This is a genomic window from Streptomyces sp. MGP-P1 (assembly GCF_057766565.1).
The window spans coordinates 151,891-169,326 of sequence record NZ_JBYMEM010000006.1 but is presented as its reverse complement, the minus strand read 5'-3'; the positions used below and the strand labels follow the sequence as shown (position 1 = coordinate 169,326).

Below are 17,436 nucleotides of genomic sequence, written 5' to 3'. Positions count from 1 at the left end.
TTACTCCTGCGTCGGGACCTCACTCCTGCGCCGGCCTCACTCCTGCGCCGCCCCCTGGCCGAGCATCGCCGGAAGCAGTCGTCGCAGCAGCGTGACGAACAGCGCGTCCCGGTCGGCCGGCGGTGCGCCGGCCGCGGTGAGGGCGGCGAGCAGGTGCGGGTGGCGGCCCTCGGCGGCGACGGCGGCCAGATGGGCCGCCTGGGCGGACCGGTCGCCGCCGCCCGTCGCGCCGGTCGCGCGGCGGGCGAAGAGGACGGCCAGGGCGCCGAGGAGGCCGATGGCCTCCAGCTTCTGTCCGGCGGTGCCCGGGGCGGGGGCCAGGATCCCGAGCGCGTGGTCGAGGTAGTCGATCGCGTGCGGGCCCAGCACCTCGCCGCGCCGGTCGTTCAGATCGGCCAGCCACGGGTGCCGGATGTGCGTGTCCCGGGACTGGAGGGCCAGGCCGACGAGCTCGTCCAGCCAGTCACCGCCGGTGGCGCGGGAGAGGTCCAGCTCGCCCGCGACCGCGTCCGCCATGAGGTCCAGCAGCTCGTCCCGGCTCCCCACATAGCGGTAGAGCGAGGCGGGCCCCGTACCCAGCCGCTGCGCGAGCGCGCGCATCGACACGGCCGCCAGGCCCTCCGCGTCGGCGAGGGCGAGGGCCGCCGCCGTGATCTGGGGGCGGCTCCGTTCGGGTGCGGGGCCGCGCGCGCCCCGCTCGGGGCGTGACCAGACGGTCGTCGGCCGGGTCTCGCGGTCATCCACGGTCCGCCACCTTCCTCAGTGCCCCTGTCCGGGCTCCGGAACTGGCTGTAGTCTAATACCGCGAACATCGTTCGCAGTAATGTCGTCCACCGGAGGAGCCCGCCATGACCTGGACCGAACGCCGCTTCGCCCGCAACGGTGCGGTCGAGCTCGCCCACGACCGCCTCCAGGAGGGCGCGGAGGGCGAACCGCTGCTCCTGGTGATGGGTCTCGCGGTCTCCCGGCACTGGTGGCCCGGCGGGTTGTGCGGGGCCTTCGCCGACGCCGGATTCGCCGTCGCCCGCTACGACCAGCGGGACGCGGGCGAGTCCACCCGGGTGCCGAAGCGCACCGCCCGGGGCAACCCCTTCGCCGCCCTGGCCGCCGGCCGCAGTGCGGCCTACACCGCCGAGGACATGGCCGACGACGCCGTCGCGGTCATGGACGCGCTCGGCTGGGAGTCGGCCCACGTCTTCGGGCAGTCGCTGGGCGGTGTCGTCGCCCAGCGCGTCGCCCTGCGTCACCCGGGCCGGGTGCGCACGCTCACCTCGTCCGCCGCGCTCCCCAGCGATGTGGGCGGGCTGGGAGCCTTCCGCCATCTCCGGCTCGGCACGCTCGCGAAGTTCGCCCGCATCAAGCCCGCCCGGGGCCGGGAGGAGCGGATCGCGGTCGGGCTCGCGGTGGCCCGGCTCGTCGCCTCGCCCGGCTACCCGTTCGACGAGGCGGAGGCCCTGGAGCGGATCACCGCCGACGTGGACACCGGCATCGCCGACCCGGACGCCCAGTCCCGCCAGATCGGGGCGCCGTGGCGCGGCCCGTCCCTGGCCGAACTGCGCGTCCCCGCCCTGGTGCTGCACGGCACGGACGACCCGCTGCTCAAGCCCTCCGCGGGACGGGCCACCGCCGCCGCGATCCGCGACGCCCGGCTCGTCGTCCAGCCCGGGGTCGGCCACGACATCCCGCGCGAGCGGCACACCGCCGTCGCCGCCGAGGTACGGGCACTCGCGGACCGGGCCGCCCGGGTCGGCGACCGACCGTGACGGGCCTCCCCGGGCCCGACGGCTCCGCGTACCGGCCCACGCAACGTCCCTCTCACGTCAGGCGGCCAGCAGCACGCCGCCCCTCGGGCCCGACGGGCGCATAGCACCGACCGAACCCGCCGGACCGGTCGACCGCACGGACCGGCGGCCACCGGCCGCACTCGACCCGAGCGAACGCGACCGGGACCGCGCGGCCGTGAGGGCCGCCAGCCGCTCCCCCGCCAGCGCCAGGACGTCGGCGAGGCTCAGGCCGAGCGCCTGGGCCGCTGCGGCCAGCACCTCGGAGGAGGCCTCCTTGAGCCCCCGCTCCACCTCGGAGAGATACGGCATGGAGATCCGGGCCGCCTCGGCGACGTCCTTCAACGTCCGCCCCTGGGCCTGGCGTTCACGGCGCAGCACCTCCCCGACGAGGTCACGCCAGAGCGGCTCCCGGGGGAGAGCCGGGACCGCCGCCGGGAGCGGGCGCAGAGGGATCACGTCGGCCTGGTTCGTCACTCGGATGCTCACCGTCCCCAGCCTAGGAGCGCGACGCCGCCCCGGCACGGGTCGGGCGTTGCGCTCCGGGCGGATCTGCTGGTGGCGAAGTCGCGTGACAGACAGCCGACGCCGGGGGACGGAGGGTTCGAGGAGGCGATGCGCGCTCACCCCGCCACGGCGACGGCGGTTCGACGTCGCCGGTAGTAGGCGATCGCGAGGGCGATGGTGATGGGCCCCCAAGCGGCGATGGGGGTGACGCACACCGTCGCCAGGGCATGCCAGGCGTCGTTGGTGTACCCGATGGAGTCGACGACGCCGTACAGGGTGAGGTCGCGATCATCGCCCAGCGGGACGGCGGTGAACAGAAGAGTGAGGATCAGGCCGCCGAGCACGGCGGGGACGACGGCCGCCATCGGCCGGACGCGTCTGCCGCCGATGACCGGTATCCAGGCGGGCGCCGTCTCTCCCCAGCCCCGGACCAGCCCGATGGTCAGGATCGCGACCACTTCCGTCAGCACGCTGAGCCCGAGAACATACGGGATGCTCAGCCAGTAGGCAGGCAGGCTGCCCTCCTGAGCCTCCTGCCCCATCGTGAAGTGCAGAGCGAAGGGCAGCCGCCACAGGCACGCCGGCAGCAGAAGCAGCGGTAACGCGTAGGCCAGGCGCTTGGCCCAGCGCGGAACGGGCCGCTCGGTGTCACTGACGGTCGGGGGCCGGTGCAGGATCTTCGGCGTCATGACTCCACCCTCGCGGAGCGGGCACGACGCCGAATCCCCCGAGCGAGCCAACCCGCTCCCCCGCCCGGGGGAGACCGTGTCTGGCGGCCTCACCCGGGCGGGGCAGCGGTTCCGGCGGCGACCCCAGCGGAGCCGGGGCCTCGCTCCGTACGGTCAGATCAGCCCCTGCGCCAGCATCGCGTCCGCGACCAGTTCGAAGCCCGCGATGTTCGCGCCCACCACGTAGTTGCCGGGGCTGCCGTACCGCTCGGCGGTCGTGTAGCAGGAGTCGTGGATGTGCCGCATGATCTCGGCGAGCCGCTCCTCGGTGTGGGAGAAGGTCCACGAGTCCCGGGACGCGTTCTGCTGCATCTCCAGCGCGCTCGTCGCGACGCCGCCCGCGTTGGCCGCCTTGCCGGGGGCGAAGGCGACGCCCGCCTCCTGGAACACCCGGACCGCCTCCGGCGTGGTGGGCATGTTGGCGCCCTCCGCGACCGCCTTGACCCCGTTGCGCACGAGGTCCAGTGCGTCGGCCTCATGGAGTTCGTTCTGCGTGGCACAGGGCAGGGCCACGTCCACGGGGACCGACCACACCCCCGTGCCGGGGACGAACCGGGCGTGCGCGCCGCGCCGTTCGGCGTACTCCGAGACCCGGCCCCGGCCGGCCTCCTTGATCTCCTTGAGGAGGGCGAGGTCGATGCCCTTCTCGTCGACGACGTAGCCGCTGGAGTCCGAGCAGGTCACCACGGTCGCGCCGAGCTGCTGGGCCTTCTCGACCGCGTAGATGGCCACGTTGCCGGAGCCGGAGACCGCGACGGTCTGACCCTCCAGCGACTCTCCACGGCTGCGCAGCATCTCGGCGGTGAACAGGACCGTGCCGTAGCCGGTGGCCTCCGTACGGGCCTGTGCGCCGCCCCAGCCGAGGCCCTTGCCGGTCAGGACGCCGGACTCGTATCGGTTGGTGATCCGCTTGTACTGGCCGAAGAGGTAGCCGATCTCCCGGCCGCCCACGCCGATGTCACCGGCCGGGACGTCGGTGTACTCCCCCAGGTGACGGTGGAGTTCGGTCATGAAGGACTGGCAGAACCGCATGATCTCGGCGTCGGACCGTCCCTTGGGGTCGAAGTCCGCGCCGCCCTTGCCGCCGCCGATCGGCATGCCGGTGAGGGCGTTCTTGAAGATCTGCTCGAAGCCGAGGAACTTCACGATGCCGAGGTTGACCGAGGGGTGGAAGCGCAGCCCGCCCTTGTAGGGGCCGAGCGAGCTGGAGAACTCCACCCGGAAGCCGCGGTTGACGTGGATGTCGCCGGAGTCGTCCGACCACGGCACGCGGAAGATCAGCTGGCGCTCGGGCTCGCAAACGCGCTCGATGATGCGCGCGTCGATGAACTCGGGGCGCTGGGTCAGCACCGGCCCGAGCGTCTCCAGGACCTCACGGACCGCCTGGTGGAACTCCTTCTCACCCTGGTTGCGGCGCAGGATCTCGGCGTAGAGCGGCTCGATGACGCGTGCCGCGGCATCGTGCGTGCGGGTGGAGTCGGGCGAGTCGGGGATGACCGGCATCTGATCAGGACCTTCCGTGGTCGGCTCGTGCGCGTCGACGCCCCCGCCCCGGGGAGCGCCACCGGTCTGCCTCCCCCGCCGGAGCCCCGTGGACTCCCTCCGGGGAGGACCACGCGGCCGACGTCCGGCAGGGTGATACGCAGGACCGTCGTACGATCCGATTGTCCCGTGCGGTCCGATGATCTTCGAGGACCATCCATATATTGGCCATGATCGGCCGTTTTGATCAGCGTCCGGGCCGTCGCGCAGGACCCGGAGCAGGCCCGGACCAGCGTTCCGGGCGGCTCACGCGGCTCGGATCCACCGGCCACGCGCCCACCCCTACAAGTGGCCAAGCTCACATTCCGGATCGGCGTTCGCGGGGGCCTCGCAGCACCCAGAGCCCGGCGCCGGAGGCGAGCACGACCACGCCCGAGACGATGCTCAAAGCCATTTCGAGGCCGTTCCTGTCGACCGCGAAGCCGAGGAGGACGTTGGCGACGAGGGCGGCGGACAGGACGAGCCAGAGCAAGGACTTCATGACGGGATGCCTCCGTGGTCGGTGATGCGTCCAGCCTGTCGGCCGGGGCGCGCCGCGAGGAGGAGGCGAGCCCCCGTATCGGGGTGGAGCAGGCTGAACCCCGCCCAGCGAGCGGGCGGGTGGGCGGCGCGGCCGGGGCCGAGCGGGATCATGGACCGGGCCGCCGGGAAGGCGCACGTGCGGCCGGTGGGCGACAACCGCAAGGGTCCCGTGAAAACAACGCCGGGGCGGCGGAGTTACCCGTCAGGAACAAGGACACCCCGCCTGACGATCAGTCATGATGCCCCCATGACGAAGCCGCGGGGGCGTCGGCGAGGACAGCCTCCTGACGCATTACGGGCGCTGTACGACGTACGCCGGGCCGGGGTCGGCGCCGCTCGTTCCCGGTCGGCCCCGCCCACGACCGCGGGCCGGTCGCCGCAGGGGGACACGCCTCCCCGGGCGGCGTATCCGGCGTACGCCCGCTCGGCGTACCCCACCCCCGCGCCCCGGGGGCAGCCGCGCGTCCCCAGGAGCACGGGCGACATGCGGCGCTACCTGGCGGTCGGCCTCGACAGCTACCTGTGCCTGCTCGCCGTCGGGCTCCTGGTGCGGTCCTGCCTGAACTCGGGCGGGACCGGACACGCGGTCGCCCTGCTGGTCGTCCAGTTGGTCACGCTGTCGTTCGCCAACCAGGTGCTGCTGACGATGGCGGTCCGGGCGAGCGCCGGAAAGCTGATCATGGGGGTGCGGGTGATCCGGCTGCCCGACGCGGGGAGGCCGGGATTCCGCCTGCTGGTGCGACGCTGGCTGTACGGGCTCCTCTGGCTGCCGAGCCGGCCCTGGCACCTGCTCCGCGGCCCGGCGGCGGCCGACGCCCCCGACAGGGCCCCGGGCCGCCGCTCCGAGACGCCCGAGGACCTCGCGGGCGTACGCCAGGTCCGGCGCAGCGATCTGCGGTCGTACCGGGCGGCGATGCGGGCGCGTACGGACTGAGCCCGCTCCGTCGAACCCTCGGGCGGGAAAGCTCCTCTTCAGCGCCAGTCGCCGGTGATCCAGGCGACCAGGCGGGGGTGGGCCGTGTACGGGTCGCACTCGACGACCGTGCTGCTGATGACGAAATCGTAGGTGACGACCTGCCCGACGTCGCGGGCCGCTCGGGTGAAGCCGTCGGAGAAGTCCCCGGGTTCCCCGATCGTCATCGGCTCATCGAACGCGGCCGGCGGATCATCGTGGCAGCCGACATGAGGGAGGGGCTGACCGAGGTACCAACCACAGACGAAGACGGCGTACAGGGCGGCGATAGCGCCCAGACGGCGCGGAGTTATCCAGGTTATCCAGTGAGACACCCGCCGGAGTGTTCCACGAACCGGGTTCCGGGGAACGCGGCGACCAGCCCCTGGCGGCACGCGGCGGTCAGCCTGGCGGCACGCGGCGGTCAGCCCCTGGCGGCACGCGGCCGATGCCCGGCGAGCCACTCCTCGGCGTAGGCAACCGCTTCGGCCAGTCCGAACAAGCGGCCCACAGCACCGCCGACTTCTCCCCTGACCACCGCCTTGTCCCTCTCGAAGGCCGCCCCCAGATCATCGAAGCGGTCGTCGGAGATCGCGGTGTCGCGCACCGTCCTCCAACGGCGGCCCCGGGAGGTCATGACCGCGAAGGAGTTGTCGACCTCCATCCCCGGAATCCGGTATTCGGCAAGGTGAAACGCCGTACACGACGCGAAGTCCGTGCCCAGGAGAAGGATCCGCGCTCCACTCTCTTCGAGCCGCGCGAGTGGGCTGCGTTCCCCGAGCCGGCAGTCGAGCGCGTGGCCGTCCACGATGTCGGCGGCGCGCGGACCCACGGCGGCGAAGGACGTCTGCGGATGGCGGCTGCGGAGAGCCCCCGGCCAGGTCCGGACGGTCTCCGGGACCGCACCGACGCCAAGGGCGGGTGTGGTGCGCGCGTCGAAGGGCGGCATCGCCGCACGGATGTCCGGCCACCACGCCTCGGGCACGGGCCTGTTCCCCCAGTGGGCCGGATCCGAGTTGCTTCCCGAGTACGTCGGAACGACCAGGGTTCCCTCGTCGCCGAGAACGTCGAGCAGTGCCATGACGACGACGACGGGACCGCCGCAGACCCAGCCGAGCGAGCCGAGGGAGGAGTGCACCAGCAGCGTTTCACCCGGCTTCAGGCCGAGCGCGCGCAGATCCGAGGCGAGCGAATCGCGTGTGCACATCGGGCCGGCCGGGGCTTTGTGAGGCATGGTCGCCCAGTGTCCTGGCCATACGGCCACCGCACCACAGGATTGTTGGCGACAGGACCTAGCCCGCGCTGCCGGCCGGCGACGGAGTCAGCGGCCCGGCCGTCGCCGGCCTGCGTCGGCGCCAGTACGCGTACGTCAGGATGCCGACCATGGGGCCCCACAGGACCAGAGGGACGTAGCAGGCGTAGAAGTAGACGGTCTCCCAGCCGCCGGCCTTGCTCGGAAAGTCGGCAGGCAGCGGATCGCCGTTGGTCTTGGACTGGGTGACCGTGGTGATGATCGCGATGACCGTGAAGACCAGGGTCAGGATCGTCGCCCCGATGGTGGCCGGGACGACCACGGCGGCCGTCGGTACCCGCCGCCCACCCCGTCCCGGCACCCAGCGGGGGAACACCTCGCCCCAGCGGGCGACCAGCCCGACGGCCGTGAGGGCGAGGACCTCGGAGACGAGGGTGAGGAGGACGACGTAGCCGTCCATCGCCCAGTCCGCGATCGACCCGCCACGCTTGTCCGCGGTGAACAGCACGCCCAGGCGCCAGATCCCGGACGGGAGCACCACCAGCGGCACCGCGTAGGCGACTCGGCGGGCCCAGCGCGGCACCCCTGCGGCGGGCTCGTGCGCCGCACGCCACGTCCGAGGCAGGCGGCCCTCGCGGCGTGGCGTGTTCGCTGCTTCGCTGGTGGTCGTGGTCCTGGTCGTGGTCGTGGTCGTGGTCGGCCTGGCCTGGAACATCTGCGCTCCTCACGTCCACGGGCCGGGCCGGCCCGTGCGCTTCGAGACTCGCAGCAGGGGCGGCCGGTCAGGATCGCTCCGCGGACCGAACGACCTCCGCCGGGCGGGCGAGCACGCATCCGGACGCTCAGCCCCGGGGATGACGGAGCACCGGCGGACGACTCGTACGTGCGCCCGGAATCGCGCACAGCGCGAGGGGCTCGCCGCGTGCCCGTCAGGCGTCGAAACGGCCGCGTGCACTCTCGATGTGACCGAGGTGCTGGTGGGTCCAGCCGCACAGGGCGTCGACCGTGGTGCGCAGGGCCCGGCCGGGCTCGGTGAGGGTGTACTCGACCCGCGGCGGCACGGTGGGGTACACCTTCCGGTCGACCAGGCCGTTGCGCTCCAGCATGCGCAGGTTCTGGGTGAGCATCTTGTGGCTGATGCCCTCGACCTCGTTCCGCAGCTCGCTGAAGCGCAGGGTGCGCTCGCCGAGCGCCTCGATGATCAGGAGCGCCCATTTGTTGGCGACGTCCGAGAAGATCTCCCGCGCCAGGGAGTCCGCGCGCCGCAGGTCGGCGTCCTCGGGCAGGCCCTTGAGCAGTTGCTTGGTCACCATGAGGTTCCTCAGTCACCGAAAAGTGCGTTCTTCCAGGTCAGCCCTCACTCTCCTACAGTTTCCGAGTAACCACAAGAGAGCACAAAGGAAGGCGAACACCGTGGCCGGCCACCATGGATGTCCTCACCTACGACGTGCCGGCCGAGAGCGACTTCGGCTACGCGCACCGGGGCACCGGACACGCCGAAGGCGGCGGTCCCGGAGTCTGCCGGGACCGCCGCCTTCGGGCGGGGACGGGGGGTGCCGAGGAGGAACGGCGGGGGAAGGATCAGGCCTGGGAGCCGGCCGTCCACTCGGACCAGCTCATGTTCCAGCCGTTGAGGCCGTTGTCCGGGGTGATGGTCTTGTCCGGGGAGTTCTTGACGATGACCACGTCGCCGACGAGGGAGTTGTCGTAGAACCAGGCGCCCGGCGCGCTGGAGTCGTTCGCGCCCTTCACATCGGCGAGACCCACGCAGCCGTGGCTGGTGTTGGCGTTGCCGAAGATGCCCTTGCCCCAGTAGTTGCCGTGGATGAAGGTGCCCGACGTGGACAGGCGCATGGCGTGCGGCACGTCCTTGATGTCGTACTCGCCCTTGCCGTCGTCATCGGTGAAGCCGACGGTGGCGCCGTTCATCCGGGTCTCCTTGTGCTTCTCGGAGATCACCATCTGACCGTTGTACGTGGGGTTCTCGGGGGAGCCCGCGGAGATCGGGATCGTCTTGATCGTCTTGCCGTCGCGGGTGACCGTCATCGTCTTGGCCTTCACGTCGACGGTGGAGACCTGGTCACGGCCGACCTTGAAGGTCACGGTCTTCTGCTGGACGCCGAAGACCCCGTCCGCGCCCTCAACGCCGTCGAGCGCCAGCTTCAGGGTGACGGTGGAGCCGCCCTGCCAGTACTTCTCCGGGCGCAGATCCAGTCGCTGGGAGTTGAACCAGTGGCCGACGACTTCCTGGCCGCTGCTGGAGGTCACGGTGATGCCGGCCTGGACGGCCTTCTTGTCCGTGATCGCCTTGTTGAAGTTGATCGAGACGGGCATCCCGACGCCGACCGTGGAGCCGTCCTCGGGGGTGAAGTTCCCGATGAAGCTGTTGTCGGGCGAGACGGTGGTGAAGGAGCTGTTCTCGTGGGCCTCGCGGCCCTTCGAGTCGGCCGCCGTGGCGTCGATCTTGTACGTGGTGGACCGCTCCAGCTGGCCCGCGGGCTTCCAGCTGGACCCGTCGGCCGCCAGCGTGCCCTCGACCGGGTCGCCGGCCGCCGTGGTCATGACGACCTTGGTCAGCTTGCCCTTGGCGACGGTGACCTGGGCAGCGTTGTTGATGCTGGCGTTGGCCGCGCCGTTCTTCGGCTTGATCGCTATCTGCGCCTCGGAGGCGTCCGCGGCTGCTGCCTTGTCCACTTCCTGCTGCGACGACTCCGAACTCCCGGCGTTCGTCTTGCCGCCCTTGTCGCCGTCGTCGCTACAGGCAGAAAGCACCAGCACGCCGCCGAGCAGTGCGGACATGGCCATGAGGCCCCTGCGCCGCTTGCTGTCCGTCATCACACGCTTCTCCATCGTCGCCGATTCCCCAAAATCCCCGGACGGGGCCGCCAGGCCGCTCTTCCCCGTCAATGTTCCAAGAACACCCGGAAAGGGTGCTCCGTTCCACATCCATGACAGATGTGGGGAACACCACTCATCGACGCGGCCCCGGCAGCGGTGGTTCCCGCGCCCCGGTCCTTCTTTCCGCCGGCGCCCGGCACGGCCCCGGTCCGCCGGTGAGCGGGGGCCGGGGCCGGTGTTCTCACCGATCACGCCCGCTGCGCGGGGTCACCGTCCTCGCCGTCGTTCGTCCCATTGTGCGCGACCGCGTCGCCGTACCCCTCCTCCTCGTCCCCGTCCGGCGGCAGGAAGAGGTCCTCGTCGCCGTCGTCCGCGCCGTCCCAGCCCTCCGCGTCGGGGTCGTACTCGATGCCTTCGCTGCTCCAGGAGGCCTGGGCCAGCTCGACCCCGGGCACCTCGCTGACCAGGTCGAAGGGATCGACCAGCGAGGCGAGGGCCTCCGCTCCGTCTGCCCGGACCGTGGCCTCCGCATGCATCCGCTCCTCGGCGGTGTCGCTCCCGGCGACCGCCGCGACGGGCTCCCCGTACTCGGCGGCGATGGATTCGAGGGCGGTACCGGTCAGGGCGTCGAGGTCGGTGACCTCCAGCACCATCTCCACGCGAAGTCGAACAAACCTGGATGTCTCTTCTGTGCTCATAGGCCGGAGCGTAAGGCCCGGCGCGGCCGCGACTTTCCACCGACCCGCTGCTTTGCTTAGCATCGGCCCACGGGGCTAACTCATGGTTGTCGCAAGGGGATCGAATCTGTGTCCGTCACTCGTCGCACACTGCTGACCGCCACCGCCGCAGGCACACTGCTGGCCGCTCTCTGGTTCGTCCCGTCGGCCAACGCGACCGGCGAGAGAGGCATTCAGGGCACCCCTGCCGCCGCGTCCGACCGAGCCGCCGAAGAGCCCGCCGGGAGCCCCGACGACGCCTCCGGCGCGCTCCTCGCCGACACCGGGGCGGGCCCGGACATCACGCCGTATCTCATCGGCGGCACAGCCCTGTTGGGCCTCGGCGCGGGCTTCGTCACGTACTCGGTGCGCCGCGCCGGGTCCGGGGCGCGCCCGGCGCTCTGAGCATTCCGTACGTACACGAGAGGGCCCCGCGACGATGGCGCGGGGCCCTCTCTTGCGTGCGCACGTCACGGCCTCTTCCGTGCACACGTACGTACGGGGTCGGCTCAGGCCAGCGGCCCCGTGACCGGCTCCACGGCCGCGACCAGGCGCCCCTCCCGTACGAACGCGTCGGCGGCGGCCAGGTCCGGCGCGAGGAAGCGGTCCGGGCCCGGGCCCTCGGCGCCGGCGGCCCGCAGCGCGTCCACGGCCGCCTGCGAGGCGGGGGCGGGGGGCAGGCCCTGGGCGGCGCGGATCTCGACGGCGCGGGTCGCGGCGTACAGCTCGACGGCGACGATCCGGGCCAGGTTGTCCACGGCCGTACGGAGTTTGCGCGCGGCGGACCAGCCCATGGAGACGTGGTCCTCCTGCATCGCGGAGGACGGGATGGAGTCGGCGGAGGCGGGCACCGCGAGCCGCTTCATCTCGCTGACCAGGGCGGCCTGGGTGTACTGGGCGATCATCAGGCCCGAGTCGACCCCGGCGTCGTCCGCGAGGAACGGCGGCAGACCGTGCGAGCGGTTCTTGTCGAGCAGCCGGTCGGTGCGGCGTTCGCAGATCGAGCCGAGGTCGGCGGCGACGATCGCGAGGAAGTCCAGGACGTACGCGACGGGCGCGCCGTGGAAGTTGCCGTTGGACTCCACCCTGCCGTCGGGCAGGACCACCGGGTTGTCGACGGAGGAGGCCAGTTCGCGGCCCGCGACCACGGCCGCGTAGTCGAGGGTGTCGCGGCCCGCGCCGTTGACCTGGGGGGCGCAGCGCACCGAGTAGGCGTCCTGGACCCGGGGTGCGTCGCCTGTGATGTCGGCGTGCCGCCCCGTCTGCCCCGACCCGGCCAGCACCCGCAGCATGTTGTCAGCGCTCACACCCTGGCCGGGGTGCGGGCGGATGGCGTGCAGCTCGGGGGCGAGGACCTTGTCCGTGCCGAGCAGGGCCTCCAGGGAGAGGGCGGCGGTGATGTCGGCCGAGGTGTAGAGGTTCTTCAGGTCGGCGAGGGCCATGACCAGCATGCCGAGCATGCCGTCGGTGCCGTTGAGGAGGGCCAGGCCCTCCTTCTCGCGGAGCTCGACCGGGGTGATGCCGTGCGCGGCGAGGAGCTCGCCGGCGGGGCCGACGGTGCCGTCGGGCCCCTCCGCGTCGCCCTCGCCCATCAGGGTGAGCGCGCAGTGCGAGAGCGGGGCGAGGTCGCCGGAGCAGCCGAGCGAGCCGTATTCGTGGACGACGGGCGTGATGCCCGCGTTCAGCACGTCGGCCATGGTCTGCGCGACCTCGGGGCGCACGCCGGTGTGGCCCGAGGCGACCGTCTTGAGCCGGAGGAACATCAGCGCGCGGACGACCTCACGCTCGACGCGGGGGCCCATGCCGGCCGCGTGGGAGCGGACGATGTTGCGCTGGAGCCGCGCTCGTAGTTCCGGGCCGATGTGGCGGCTGGCGAGGGCGCCGAAGCCGGTGGAGACGCCGTAGACCGGCTCGGGCTTGGCGGCGAGCGCGTCCACGATGAGACGGGCGGCGGACAGGGCCTCCACGGCGGCGGCGGAGAGCTCGACCCGGGCGTCGTGGCGGGCCACGGCGACGACGTCCTCGGCGGTGGTTCCGGACGTCCCCACCACAACAGTGTGCATATCCATATTCAGCAGCGTACGTATTGAAAGCCTTCATGTCACTAGTGGTGCCGCGCAGGGCCCCTTACGGGACAACGTGCGTACGTGAGCGGCTTGCCCGTCGCGCGCGCTGCCGGGAGGCTGCACGCATGCGTCGACTCCTGCTGCTCGCCCCGTTGTTGCTGTTCTCCGCCGCCGGATGCGGAATGCTCCAGTCCTCCGAGGGCGAGGCCACGGACTCCGCGCGGGACGTGGCCAGGAAGGCGGGCGAGCGGCTCTACGGTCAGCGTCCGCGCACGGCGGAGGAGGTCGGGTACATCGCCTCCGGCATCGAGGGGGTGGAGGTACTGCGGGTGAAGGGCGCCTCGACCCGTGAGGGGGACGGCATCGAGCTGGTCGTCCGCACGTCCGGCACGGCGTACGACCAGAAGTTCGACCCCCAGCCGGTCACCGTGCGGCGCTGTTTCGCGGTCCGGGTGTCGCCGGAGTCGCAGTGGCGCGAGGACCCGCGTGACGTGGACTGCCCGGACGGCCCCCCTATGACCTTCGCCCCGCCGCCCGAACCGCCCGCGCTGCCGTACGAGGAGCTGCGCGCAAAGCTCCCCCGGGTGCCGGAGGGCGGCCGGGTGGACGAGGCAGAGGTGCGCCGGGCGGTCGCCGCGCTGGACCTGGACGAGGCGATCCGTACCGAGGTGAAGGCGGGCGCCGACCGGGTCGGTGTCCTCCTGTCGGTGGAGGGCAACGGCTACGACCCGCAGGACTGCCTCCTCGGCCGGGTGAGCCCGGGCGCCACCGAGGTGTGGGTGCCGTCCCGGATACAGCGGATGCGCGGAGAGGGCGGCTGCACCGTCCAGAACGCCCTGGACCGGATGCCGCCACCGCACTGAGGCCCGACACCCACCACACGCTGGGACCGACGCACCACCACACGCCGAGACCCGATGCGCCACCTCGCCGGGGCACGCGCCCGCGCTCAGCTCGAACGCGGCGGCACACCCGGGGTCACGGCCTGTTGCCGCGCAGCCTGCGCCGGTCGTGCGCGGACTTCGGCGGGGAGTCCGCGAGCCGGATGACCTCGCCGTCCCGCCCGGCCACCACCGGGCCCGGCGAGCGGGCGGCCTTGGCCCGGTACTGCGCGGCGTCCGCGAGCCGGAAGAGCCTGCGGGCCGAGCGCACCGGGCCGATCGGGTCACCGGTGGAGGCGACCCCGCAGGCGACCCCGTCGCCCAGCTCGATCACCGCCGCCCGGTCGCACAGCTCGGTGGCGACGCCGACCACCGCGTCGGCCGGGGGGCCAGCCGCCAGCAGGCAGAACTCATCGCCGCCGAGCCGGGCCGCCAGCGCCTCCGGCAGCATCGCGCCGCACAACGACAGCACGGAGCCGAAACGTTCCAGCAGGCGGTCGCCGACGGCGTGGCCGTGGGTGTCGTTCACCGCCTTGAGGCCGTTCAGATCGCAGACGACGAGGCTGACGACCGTGTCGTCGACACGGTGCCGCTCGACGGCCTCGTCGAGCCGGATATCGACCGCGCGGCGGTTCGCCAGACCGGTCAGCGGGTCGGTGAAGGCCAGCTTGCGGACCTCCTCCAGGCGCTCGGTCTGGGCGATCCCGGAGGCCACGACGGCGGCGAGCACGGTCGCGAAGTTGGCGTCGGCCCGGTCGAAGACGGGCTGCCCGGCCGGTCGCGCCACATACAGCTCGCCCCACGCCCGGCCGTGCAGCACGATCGGCGCGACCACGCAGCAGCCCCGGCCCCGCCGCCGGAGCGCCGCGACCCGCTGGTGGCAGTACGGGCGGGCGCCACGCGCCGGGCCGCCCGCACCGGGCTGCCCGTCGGCGGTCTCCACCCAGGCGTCGGGTTCACCGCCGCCCGCCCAGCGCTCGTGCAGGAATTCGGTGATCTCCGGGAACTCATGGACCGGGTAGGCCTCCTCCTCGGGGAACTCCTCCTCCCCCTCGGCCCGTTGGCCCGCGTTCACCAGCACCCGCAGTCTGCCCCGGTCCCGCTCCCACACGGAGAGCGCGGCGAAACTGCCGCTCAGCGCCTCACAGGCGCCCAGCGCCGCCGCCCGCCACGATTCACGCGGCGTGTAGGCCGCGGCCATGGTCTGCGCAAGCGAAACCACGGCCCGCAGCCGCTCATCGTCACCACCCATTGCTACAGCTTATGTAGATTTGTTCCTTTTTGATCAGTTTGAAGCGTAACTAATTTCAACTATTTTCCGGACGGGCACTCACTCCGCGTAGCAGGCATTCCGGTCACTCACCGGGCCAGTCGGGGCGCCGCTTCTCGTTGAACGCGGCCACCCCCTCCGCCCGGTCCCCGGAGAAGGCCACCGACCGCCAGGCCGCGTCCTCCACCTCCAGGCCCGCCCGCAGATCGAGCCCCTGCCCCAGCCGGAGCGCCTTCTTGGCCGCACGCAGCCCGACCGGCGAGTTGGCGGCGATCCGGCCGCCCAGCGCGAGGGCCTCCGCACGGTCCCGGCCCGCCTCGACCAGCTCGTCGACCAGCCCCAGCTCGCGGGCGTCGGCGGCCTCGACGCGGCGGGCGCTGAACACCAGCTCGGCGGCGCGCGCCGCCCCCACCCGGCGCGGCAGCAGCTGCGTACCGCCGCCGCCCGGGATCACGCCCACGGACACCTCGGGCAGCCCGACCACGGCGGTGGTGTCGGCGACGATCACATCGCAGGCGAGGGCGAGTTCGAAGCCGCCGCCGAGGGCGAAGCCGTGCACGGCGGCGATCACCGGCATCGGCAGCTCCAAGACCCCGGTGTAGGCGGCGCGGGCGGTGGGCCGCTGGCGTACGAGGTCGGCGTCGGTGAAGGAGTTGCGCTCCTTGAGATCCGCGCCCACACAGAAGGCCCGCTCGTGGCTGGAGGTCAGGACGGTGGCCCGGACGTCCCGGTCGGCGCCGAGTGCGTCGCAGGCGGCGGCGATGGAGCGGGCCATGTCGGTGGAGACGGCGTTCATGGCCTTGGGCCGGTCGAGGACCAGCTCGGCGACGTGACCCTGCCCCTCGTGCCGTCGTACGACGACGAACTCCCCGAACCGCTGCTCGGACGTGACGGTCATGGCTGCTCCCCTGTCATGGACGGTCTGTTAACGAGCGTTACCGTCACGGATCCTAGACAGGTGGTGCCCGCCCCCGACAGGCCGGGACGGCGACGGGGACGCAACGACCGGAAGACGGGCGCGACGACGGAGGCGTGACGGCAGAGGCGGGACGGCAGAGGCGGAGGGGCGGGACGGAGGGGCGGCCGCCCTCAGGAGCCGGTCTTCCCCCGCCGGGCCAGCAGCCACGGCTCCACCACACCGAGCCCGCGCACCGGGCGCTGCCACATCGGCTGGAGCCCGAAGCGGTACGTCGGCAGCGGCGGCTCGTCGTCGGGCTCCAGGCCCTCCTTCTCGGCGACCCGGGCTCGTTCGGCCACGGCCGCGACGGCCTCGGCTGCCTGCGCCTCGGACTCCGGGGCATCGCCGTGCCGGACCAGCTCCTTGGCGAATGCCCCGTCGACCAGGACGGCGTCCTTCGGCGCTATCGAGGTGAGCCGGCTGGCGAGGTTCACCGTGGTGCCGAAGACATCGCCCATCCGGGTGGTGACCGTGCCGAAGGCGATGCCGACGCGCAGGGCGGGCATCGTCTCGTCCTGGGACATGGCCTCGATCAGCCGGAGCGCTATCTCGGCGGCGGTGCCCGCGTCGTCGGCGGCGAAGAGGACCTCGTCGCCGAGGGTCTTGATGAGCCGGCCGCCGTGCGCGGCGACCAGGTCGGCGGCGGTCGTCTCGAAGGACTCGACCAGTTCGCCGAGCTCCTCCTCCTCCAGTCGTCGGGTCAGCCGGGTGAAGCCGACCAGGTCGGCGAAGCCGACGGCGAGCCGCCGATCGACCATCTCCTCGTCGTCTGCGGCCTGCACGACGCGGCCGGTCGCGGCGGCGAGCTGGCGCCGCCACACGTAGACGAGGAACTCCTGGAGCTCCGGGAGCAGCAGCTCGACCAGCGGATACGTGACCTCGGTGCGGGTCATGCCGGGCTCGGGCGGCTCGGTCAGCCCCTCCAGGAACGAGTCGATCTGCCACTCGGCCAGCCGGGCGGTGGTCTGCCCGGTGGAGCGTGCCACCTGGATCGCCATCGGCTCGCTGAGCAGCCCCGCCTCGACGAGACCGGCGAGCCGCCGCAGGGCGAGCACGTCGGCCTCGGTGAGCGCCTTGGCCTGGCCGATGTCGGCGAAGCCCATGGCCCGCCAGAACCGGGAGGCCAGGTCCATGGAGACCCCGGCGGTGCGCGCCGCCTGGAAGGGCGTGTAACGCCGGTCGGCCCCCAGGATCAGCGCTTCGAGGCGGATGGCGAGGGGGTCGTCGGTCGGTTCCACCGTGTGGTCGACCTCGTGGTGGGGTGTGGCGTGGACCGAGGAGTCCGACCCGGGCTCCTCACCCGCGCCGGACGTCGTGTCGCCGACGGTCACCAGCCGCCTCCTGCCCGTTCCCTGCGCACTGCCCTGCCGATCTGTCGCTGGATCGCCTCAACGATACGGCAGGTGTGCCCCAGCTCACGTCC

19 protein-coding genes are annotated in these 17,436 nt (G+C 72.4%); 4 read left to right on the top strand and 15 right to left on the bottom strand.

Annotated features, from left to right (window positions below; all coding sequences use genetic code 11):
- Window positions 1–36: 36 nt before the first annotated feature.
- The gene (locus tag AC3CH1_RS16500) at window positions 37–744 is read right to left on the bottom strand and encodes a TetR/AcrR family transcriptional regulator (protein WP_488463640.1); all 708 of its coding nucleotides are present in this window, start codon (window positions 742–744) and stop codon (window positions 37–39) included.
- Between the two features lie 104 nt (window positions 745–848).
- Here AC3CH1_RS16500 and AC3CH1_RS16495 point away from each other — a divergent pair, with 104 nt between their 5' ends.
- A complete protein-coding gene (locus tag AC3CH1_RS16495; RefSeq protein WP_488463639.1) occupies window positions 849–1,763 on the top strand; it encodes an alpha/beta fold hydrolase in 915 nt (304 codons plus the stop codon).
- A gap of 57 nt (window positions 1,764–1,820) precedes the next feature.
- On the opposite strand, the gene AC3CH1_RS16490 is transcribed toward AC3CH1_RS16495, so the two are convergent.
- The 4 genes from AC3CH1_RS16490 to AC3CH1_RS16475 all read right to left on the bottom strand — a co-directional run bounded on the left by AC3CH1_RS16490 (window position 1,821) and on the right by AC3CH1_RS16475 (window position 5,039).
- On the bottom strand, window positions 1,821–2,270 hold the full coding sequence (locus AC3CH1_RS16490) for a helix-turn-helix domain-containing protein (RefSeq protein WP_488463638.1): 450 nt from the start codon (window positions 2,268–2,270) through the stop codon (window positions 1,821–1,823).
- A gap of 134 nt (window positions 2,271–2,404) precedes the next feature.
- Window positions 2,405–2,977, bottom strand: a complete 573-nt coding sequence (locus AC3CH1_RS16485; RefSeq protein WP_488463637.1) for a hypothetical protein — start codon at window positions 2,975–2,977, stop codon at window positions 2,405–2,407.
- 153 nt (window positions 2,978–3,130) lie between these two features.
- A complete protein-coding gene (gene gdhA / locus AC3CH1_RS16480) occupies window positions 3,131–4,519 on the bottom strand; it encodes an NADP-specific glutamate dehydrogenase (RefSeq protein WP_018956073.1) in 1,389 nt (462 codons plus the stop codon).
- A 337-nt stretch (window positions 4,520–4,856) separates the two neighbouring features.
- Window positions 4,857–5,039: a hypothetical protein gene (locus AC3CH1_RS16475; RefSeq protein WP_488463636.1), complete on the bottom strand. Its 183-nt coding sequence runs from the start codon at window positions 5,037–5,039 to the stop codon at window positions 4,857–4,859.
- A gap of 525 nt (window positions 5,040–5,564) precedes the next feature.
- Here AC3CH1_RS16475 and AC3CH1_RS16470 point away from each other — a divergent pair.
- Entirely contained in the window at window positions 5,565–6,014 is a 450-nt protein-coding gene (locus AC3CH1_RS16470; RefSeq protein ID WP_488463635.1) for an RDD family protein, read from the top strand.
- A gap of 38 nt (window positions 6,015–6,052) precedes the next feature.
- Here AC3CH1_RS16470 and AC3CH1_RS16465 read toward each other — a convergent pair whose 3' ends face one another.
- The 6 genes from AC3CH1_RS16465 to AC3CH1_RS16440 all read right to left on the bottom strand — a co-directional run bounded on the left by AC3CH1_RS16465 (window position 6,053) and on the right by AC3CH1_RS16440 (window position 10,820).
- The gene (locus AC3CH1_RS16465; RefSeq protein WP_488463634.1) at window positions 6,053–6,220 is read right to left on the bottom strand and encodes a hypothetical protein; all 168 of its coding nucleotides are present in this window, start codon (window positions 6,218–6,220) and stop codon (window positions 6,053–6,055) included.
- Window positions 6,221–6,456: 236 nt separating this feature from the next.
- The gene (locus tag AC3CH1_RS16460; protein WP_488463633.1) at window positions 6,457–7,266 is read right to left on the bottom strand and encodes an AAC(3) family N-acetyltransferase; all 810 of its coding nucleotides are present in this window, start codon (window positions 7,264–7,266) and stop codon (window positions 6,457–6,459) included.
- Between the two features lie 58 nt (window positions 7,267–7,324).
- Window positions 7,325–7,867, bottom strand: a complete 543-nt coding sequence (locus AC3CH1_RS16455; RefSeq protein ID WP_488464416.1) for a hypothetical protein — start codon at window positions 7,865–7,867, stop codon at window positions 7,325–7,327.
- 346 nt (window positions 7,868–8,213) lie between these two features.
- On the bottom strand, window positions 8,214–8,597 hold the full coding sequence (locus AC3CH1_RS16450) for a winged helix-turn-helix transcriptional regulator (RefSeq protein WP_488463632.1): 384 nt from the start codon (window positions 8,595–8,597) through the stop codon (window positions 8,214–8,216).
- Window positions 8,598–8,865: 268 nt separating this feature from the next.
- Window positions 8,866–10,134, bottom strand: coding sequence for a L,D-transpeptidase (locus AC3CH1_RS16445; protein ID WP_488463631.1), 1,269 nt, complete (start codon window positions 10,132–10,134; stop codon window positions 8,866–8,868).
- A gap of 236 nt (window positions 10,135–10,370) precedes the next feature.
- On the bottom strand, window positions 10,371–10,820 hold the full coding sequence (locus AC3CH1_RS16440; protein WP_469221578.1) for a hypothetical protein: 450 nt from the start codon (window positions 10,818–10,820) through the stop codon (window positions 10,371–10,373).
- A 108-nt stretch (window positions 10,821–10,928) separates the two neighbouring features.
- On the opposite strand from AC3CH1_RS16440, the gene AC3CH1_RS16435 reads away from it, so the two are divergent.
- On the top strand, window positions 10,929–11,243 hold the full coding sequence (locus AC3CH1_RS16435) for a hypothetical protein (protein ID WP_488463630.1): 315 nt from the start codon (window positions 10,929–10,931) through the stop codon (window positions 11,241–11,243).
- Between the two features lie 104 nt (window positions 11,244–11,347).
- Here AC3CH1_RS16435 and hutH read toward each other — a convergent pair whose 3' ends face one another.
- A complete protein-coding gene (gene hutH, locus AC3CH1_RS16430; RefSeq protein ID WP_488463629.1) occupies window positions 11,348–12,907 on the bottom strand; it encodes a histidine ammonia-lyase in 1,560 nt (519 codons plus the stop codon).
- A gap of 122 nt (window positions 12,908–13,029) precedes the next feature.
- On the opposite strand from hutH, the gene AC3CH1_RS16425 reads away from it, so the two are divergent.
- Window positions 13,030–13,767, top strand: coding sequence for a translation initiation factor IF-2 (locus AC3CH1_RS16425; RefSeq protein WP_488463628.1), 738 nt, complete (start codon window positions 13,030–13,032; stop codon window positions 13,765–13,767).
- 115 nt (window positions 13,768–13,882) lie between these two features.
- Here AC3CH1_RS16425 and AC3CH1_RS16420 read toward each other — a convergent pair whose 3' ends face one another.
- The 3 genes from AC3CH1_RS16420 to AC3CH1_RS16410 form a co-directional block, all read right to left on the bottom strand.
- Window positions 13,883–15,037, bottom strand: a complete 1,155-nt coding sequence (locus AC3CH1_RS16420) for a GGDEF domain-containing protein (RefSeq protein ID WP_398069321.1) — start codon at window positions 15,035–15,037, stop codon at window positions 13,883–13,885.
- Window positions 15,038–15,140: 103 nt separating this feature from the next.
- Window positions 15,141–15,953, bottom strand: coding sequence for an enoyl-CoA hydratase/isomerase family protein (locus AC3CH1_RS16415; RefSeq protein ID WP_488463627.1), 813 nt, complete (start codon window positions 15,951–15,953; stop codon window positions 15,141–15,143).
- A gap of 191 nt (window positions 15,954–16,144) precedes the next feature.
- Entirely contained in the window at window positions 16,145–17,344 is a 1,200-nt protein-coding gene (locus tag AC3CH1_RS16410; protein WP_488463626.1) for an adenylate/guanylate cyclase domain-containing protein, read from the bottom strand.
- Window positions 17,345–17,436: the final 92 nt, after the last annotated feature.

Excerpts from the sequence above, each read along its gene's own strand:
- AC3CH1_RS16495 (WP_488463639.1), top strand. The coding sequence starts at position 849 with ATGACCTGGACCGAACGCCGCTTCGCCCGCAACGGTGCGGTCGAGCTC.
- AC3CH1_RS16485 (WP_488463637.1), bottom strand. The coding sequence starts at position 2,977 with ATGACGCCGAAGATCCTGCACCGGCCCCCGACCGTCAGTGACACCGAG.
- gdhA (WP_018956073.1), bottom strand. The coding sequence starts at position 4,519 with ATGCCGGTCATCCCCGACTCGCCCGACTCCACCCGCACGCACGATGCC.
- AC3CH1_RS16475 (WP_488463636.1), bottom strand. The coding sequence starts at position 5,039 with ATGAAGTCCTTGCTCTGGCTCGTCCTGTCCGCCGCCCTCGTCGCCAAC.
- AC3CH1_RS16470 (WP_488463635.1), top strand. The coding sequence starts at position 5,565 with ATGCGGCGCTACCTGGCGGTCGGCCTCGACAGCTACCTGTGCCTGCTC.
- AC3CH1_RS16465 (WP_488463634.1), bottom strand. The coding sequence starts at position 6,220 with ATGACGATCGGGGAACCCGGGGACTTCTCCGACGGCTTCACCCGAGCG.
- AC3CH1_RS16460 (WP_488463633.1), bottom strand. The coding sequence starts at position 7,266 with ATGCCTCACAAAGCCCCGGCCGGCCCGATGTGCACACGCGATTCGCTC.
- AC3CH1_RS16450 (WP_488463632.1), bottom strand. The coding sequence starts at position 8,597 with ATGGTGACCAAGCAACTGCTCAAGGGCCTGCCCGAGGACGCCGACCTG.
- AC3CH1_RS16445 (WP_488463631.1), bottom strand. The coding sequence starts at position 10,134 with ATGGAGAAGCGTGTGATGACGGACAGCAAGCGGCGCAGGGGCCTCATG.
- AC3CH1_RS16440 (WP_469221578.1), bottom strand. The coding sequence starts at position 10,820 with ATGAGCACAGAAGAGACATCCAGGTTTGTTCGACTTCGCGTGGAGATG.
- hutH (WP_488463629.1), bottom strand. The coding sequence starts at position 12,907 with ATGGATATGCACACTGTTGTGGTGGGGACGTCCGGAACCACCGCCGAG.
- AC3CH1_RS16425 (WP_488463628.1), top strand. The coding sequence starts at position 13,030 with ATGCGTCGACTCCTGCTGCTCGCCCCGTTGTTGCTGTTCTCCGCCGCC.
- AC3CH1_RS16420 (WP_398069321.1), bottom strand. The coding sequence starts at position 15,037 with ATGGGTGGTGACGATGAGCGGCTGCGGGCCGTGGTTTCGCTTGCGCAG.
- AC3CH1_RS16415 (WP_488463627.1), bottom strand. The coding sequence starts at position 15,953 with ATGACCGTCACGTCCGAGCAGCGGTTCGGGGAGTTCGTCGTCGTACGA.